The sequence below is a fragment of the bacterium genome (assembly GCA_021159335.1).
Lineage (GTDB): Bacteria > UBP14 > UBA6098 > B30-G16 > B30-G16 > JAGGRZ01.
On sequence record JAGGRZ010000007.1, the window covers coordinates 1 to 5030 of the forward strand.

The 5030-nt window shown below is 46.1% G+C and carries 4 protein-coding genes; 2 read left to right on the forward strand and 2 right to left on the reverse strand.

Translation table 11 applies throughout. From position 1 onward, the window contains the following. Together J7J62_00270 and J7J62_00275 are read right to left on the reverse strand one after the other, a co-directional pair. On the reverse strand, positions 1-2209 hold a 2209-nt coding region (locus J7J62_00270; GenBank protein MCD6123595.1), incomplete at its 3' end, for a VCBS repeat-containing protein. Positions 2210-2328: 119 nt separating this feature from the next. Then, entirely contained in the window at positions 2329-3492 is a 1164-nt protein-coding gene (locus J7J62_00275) for a DNA polymerase IV (GenBank protein ID MCD6123596.1), read from the reverse strand. A 212-nt stretch (positions 3493-3704) separates the two neighbouring features. On the opposite strand from J7J62_00275, the gene J7J62_00280 reads away from it, so the two are divergent. Both J7J62_00280 and J7J62_00285 read left to right on the forward strand, forming a co-directional pair. Further along, positions 3705-4538, forward strand: coding sequence for a KpsF/GutQ family sugar-phosphate isomerase (locus tag J7J62_00280; protein MCD6123597.1), 834 nt, complete (start codon positions 3705-3707; stop codon positions 4536-4538). Positions 4539-4579: 41 nt separating this feature from the next. After that, the coding region (locus J7J62_00285; GenBank protein ID MCD6123598.1) for a CDP-glycerol glycerophosphotransferase family protein at positions 4580-5030 on the forward strand (451 nt) is incomplete at its 3' end.

Here is a 5030-nt window from a genome sequence, read left to right on the forward strand (position 1 = left end):
CTATTATGTGAACCCTGAATTCGGTCGGCGTGAAGTAAATCCTCGCCCCCTCAGACGGGAACGGGTCGTAAAGTATCGGCGGCTGAAGGTCTATTATTACAGAACAGGGTTCAGCCCACGAGGTGCACTGAACCGTCTGCGTTATAACCTGCCTCAGCTGGAATCGAACCGTGTCCCCATTCTTGAACGGCGGAACTGGAACATAGATTATGTTGTTGTCCCCCTGCTTTATAAGATTGAACTCATCGATGGTGTGGACTGTGTCGTTAACCACGAGTTCCATAGAAGCGAAATCTATCGGATAATAGTGAGACTCCACGAAGAAAGCGAGCATCTGCTGGATTGAGTCAGCGCAGGTCATTATCCCGCCGCAGGGAAGAGGCCTTATGTTCTCCACATCGGGAAAGTCGGTGCACACAGGAAGTTTTATTTTGAAGTCGTAGTAAACGCTGTCGAAGTTCGCCGTGTCGCTGCTCCAGGCGTAAAACCTGACGACTATGTATCGATGAGGACACGTGCCGTCGACAAGATACTCCCACGCGACATGCATCGATTCGCGAGGCTCTATGGTGCCGAGGAAATACTCGTCCGTGGGCGATATGCGGGTCAGACAATCACCACCCTGCAGTATCTCTATCCTGACCCGTGAACTTGGAGCCCTGACCAGCGCATAGGTGTTAACGACATCAACATGAAGCCTCAGGTTGGTAAACTCACCGCAGCCCGCACACTCGATGGAATCGTGGAGAACCACACCAAGACCGCAGGGAACAATTTTCTGGCAGCGGAATATATTCTCGTCGCGCCAGTTGGTATAGCTTCTGTGAAGCAAACCAAGGTTATCCTCTATTGATGTATAGTAAAACCCACCCTCATTCCAGATTGGGCGCGTGGGGTTCCAGCGGTCATCGTTCCCAATAATGCGGATAACATAAGGTCCTGAATAAGAGAATTGCCCATTGTAGATAAATTCAGTGTGGAAGTCGAGGTCGACATCTGCGATAGCAACCATCTCATTATCCTGTGTCCCAATAGGGACTGGTCCTGCGAAAAGCCCCCACAAAGACCCTGTAGCACCGTCAATAATAACTACAGCTGTGTCATCGTTGAATGACAGCGCGGCAACCTCAGGTATGAGGTCACAGTTAAGGTCTGCGGCTGTAACCGAGACAAACTCTCCATTGCGCATCAAAAACCGCCATATCTCTCTGCCGTCGGACCTATAGCACGCCGTAACCTGATAGTTGGTTGAGCCTGGTGAGAAAGTAATATGGTTTATCGCGAACACAACTTCAGGCGTATCGGGTGTAGATGTATCGAACTCAGCTATAACGGGAAGCCCAAAATGAGGGAAAAACACAGAGCCCTGAAAACTGGTTATTTCCCCTATGCGAGTGCCATTAAATCTATAAAGCTCAATGTGTGTCCTACCACCATAGTTTCGCTCAAGCACAACCTCTGGCTGACCGTCGTTGTTCATATCAGCAACTCCATAGGCAAAAGAATTCTCCACTCGCCAATAAGATGTTCCGTCGTTGGTATGGAATGCACAAACTTTCCACGAACCGCCCTGATAGAAAGAAGAAAGTATTTCAAGTGGCCCGCTTTCATCCAGATTCCATAATGTCAAAGCACCATACGGATGGAAATTGCCCGCTTCGCGTATATCCCTTATGAACCTTCCCGTTCGCCCGTCGAAAACTCTTATGTAGTTGCTTCTCGTCTCGCTTGCGAAAACCTCTATTCTGCCGTCACCCTCAATATCACCAGCAGTTATAGCATGTCCGCCCTCTACAGTCATGGAACCACTACCACTGCCCACCACCGCTCGCCAGAGAACCGTAAAATCATGATTGAAGACTATTATGCTGTCGTCAGCACCTGGGCGCCGGAATTGAACACATATTTCCGGCAAATTGTCCCCGTCAACATCGCCTATGTAAGGCGTGAAAACATCACCCGTTCCTATGGACCAGTTGAAAATGGTGTCAGCCGTATTGTCAGCATACTTCCTGAAAATTATCAGCCCACCAAGGTCACCAGCACGGCTGGATGCGCCATAGCCAACCACTATCTCAGGGTAACCATTGGTATCAATATCGCCTACAACAGGCGCGTGAGGGTAGCCCGGAACACCTATGTCGCACTCAACTATAGGGGCAGAAAACGCCGATGAAATTAAAATCAATAATATAGCTATTATAAACATTATTAACCCCCTATCTTCAGTTTATGAATTTCTTTCCATAGTAATATATAAACTCAAGACAATTTTTTTCAATGATATTCATCAAGTTACAAAATTTTTCGCCACAAAAAAGTAAAAATTCATTCTCTACCCTCCATAAGCTCAAAAGCTCGTTTTATGCTTGTGTAGCCATACTTGTTCCTTATCGCAATAAGCGCGTCAATAAGTTTTTCTGCGCGCTGAGTATCAACGAAAATTTCAGCCGGTCTGCCCGCAAGAGGAGAAAGATTCGAAACAGAAATACCAAGAAGTCTTATCGGAACCCGAGGAACCTTATCAAGAAGTTTTTCTGCAGTCTCACTAATGATTTCGTGCGAGCGAGTCGGAAGATTAAGCGTCTGAGAACGCGTTATCATCGAAAAATCGTGAAATCTCACTTTAAGCGTTACAGTCCTCGCCACGAGTTCGCGTTTGCTAAGCCTTTCAGCAATGTGGTCAGCGATAAGCAGGAGCTTCTGCCGCAAAATTTTTCTGTCCTTTATGTCCTTCTCAAATGTCCTTTCAAAGGAAAGTTGCTTGCGCTCTTTAGGTGGTTCCACAGGACGATTATCAATTCCCATGCACATGTCGTAGAGTTCTTCCCCACCTTTCCCGAAAACGCTTTTGAAAACTTCACGCGGGAATTTTTGAACATCACCTATTGTCTCTATTCCGAGTTTTTTCAGCTTACTCGCGAGGACATCACCAACACCCGGTATAGCCGTTACCGGCAACGGAGCTAAAAAATCCTTAACCTCATTGGGCTTGACAACGCAGAACCCATCCGGCTTGTCCTTATCGCTTGCTATTTTTGCTACCATCTTGTTCGGCGCAACACCCACTGAAGCAGTCAATCCAGTCCGCTCTTTTATCTCCCGCTTTATCCTTAACGCAGTTTCAGCAGGGTCACCAAAAAGCCTTTCCGTGCCGGTAAGGTCGATATATGCCTCATCTATTGATGCTGGCTCCACAAGCGGCGAAAACCTCAAAAGTATTTCCATTATCTGCCTTGAAACCTGCTCGTATCGTGCGAACCTCGGGCGAATAAACACAGCATGCGGACAAAGTTTGTATGCCCGCCGTATCGGCATCGCAGCGTGAACGCCATATTTCCTCGCCTCGTATGACGCCGACGAGACAACACTTCGCCCCTTGAATGGGTTCCCGCCAACTATAACAGGCCTACCACGAAGCTCTGGATTGTCAAGCTGCTCTACTGACGCGAAGAACGCATCCATGTCTATGTGAACTATAACTCTATTCATACCATTAATTAAATAACGATGTAACCTTATTTAGCAACAAAATCGACACTAACCAGCTTGCGACCAGCGAATTTTTGATTAAATTCACATTAATGGCTGATGATGCTATAAAAAATCTTCTCGAAAGCGAGTCGAGAGCCATAAAAGCGCTCTTAGCTCAGCGTGAGGCGATAGCAGAAGCGGCAAAACTTTGTGCCAACTGCAAGGGAAGGATTATAGCAACAGGACTGGGCAAATCTGGCATAGCCGCCAAAAAAATCGCAAGCACCCTGACATCGATAGGAGCACAGGCAATATTTCTACACCCAACAGAAGCACTACACGGTGACCTTGGAATAGTATCACCCCAGGATGTCGCCATTTGCATATCAAAAAGCGGCGAAACCGAGGAAATAACCCATCTGGTGGCATTCTTCAAACGATGGGGAATACCAATAATAGCAATAACAGCCAACAAAAAATCACTCCTATACTCAAACGCTGACCTTAAGATTCTCATACCTGAGGTCGAGGAAGGCGACCCATTGGGAGTTATACCCACCACAAGTGTCGTTTGTTCCATAGCTGCTGGAGACGCTATAGCTGCAGAAATAATAAGCATGAAAGGTATAACTAAGGAAAAATTCAGGCAGTTCCATCCCGGGGGTCTTCTGGGACGAAACCTGACAAAGGTCTCCGAGCTAATGCACACTGGCGACGAGATACCGATAATCCCGCCATCTGCAACCCTTAAGGACGCTATAGTCGAGATAACGCAAAAAAAACTCGGAACAACACTTATAATGGACGGCGAAAAATTAATCGGCATTCTCACTGACGGAGATGTGCGCCGTGCAGTTCAAAGAGAGGATATTGAAGACCCGCTTAAGGAAAATGTTCTTATATTCGCAACGAGAAACCCAAAATGGATAACCCCCGATGCTCTCGCTGAGGAAGCATTACGGAAAATGGAGAATCACAAAATAACCTCGCTTGTAGTGATGGAAGGTGATAAAGTCGTTGGATTCATACACATGCACGACATTCTGGGGAGGAAAATAGTCTGAATATGAGTGCTAATCTCAGACAAAAGCTTAAAATCCCTTTAATGAAAATTATAAGTTCCGCATTTCCCAAGAAAAATAAAATTGTTTTCATAAGCCACCCTGATTTTGCGGATAATGCGCGATTCCTTTACGAATACATTAAAAATCTCGACATCAACTATGAGCTCATATGGATTTCCAAAGACCCACTGGTAAATGTTAAGCTTGCCGAGAAGGGAATAAAAGTTGCTACCACTCGAGCCGAAATTTACAAACACCTTATCAGCGCAAAAGTAGTTGTCACCACCTCGATGCAATATCTCGACACAATACAGCAAAACCAAATTTATGTTAGCCTCTGGCACGGAATGCCACTTAAGAAAATGGTGCTTCAAGATAGGTTTGAAAAAGGCGCTTATCTTGTGAGGATTAAAGGAGATTGCATAGGTTTTCAGATCTCGACATCAGAGCTTATGAGTTCACTTCTTGCGGCGTGTTTTCATCTTTTCCCCG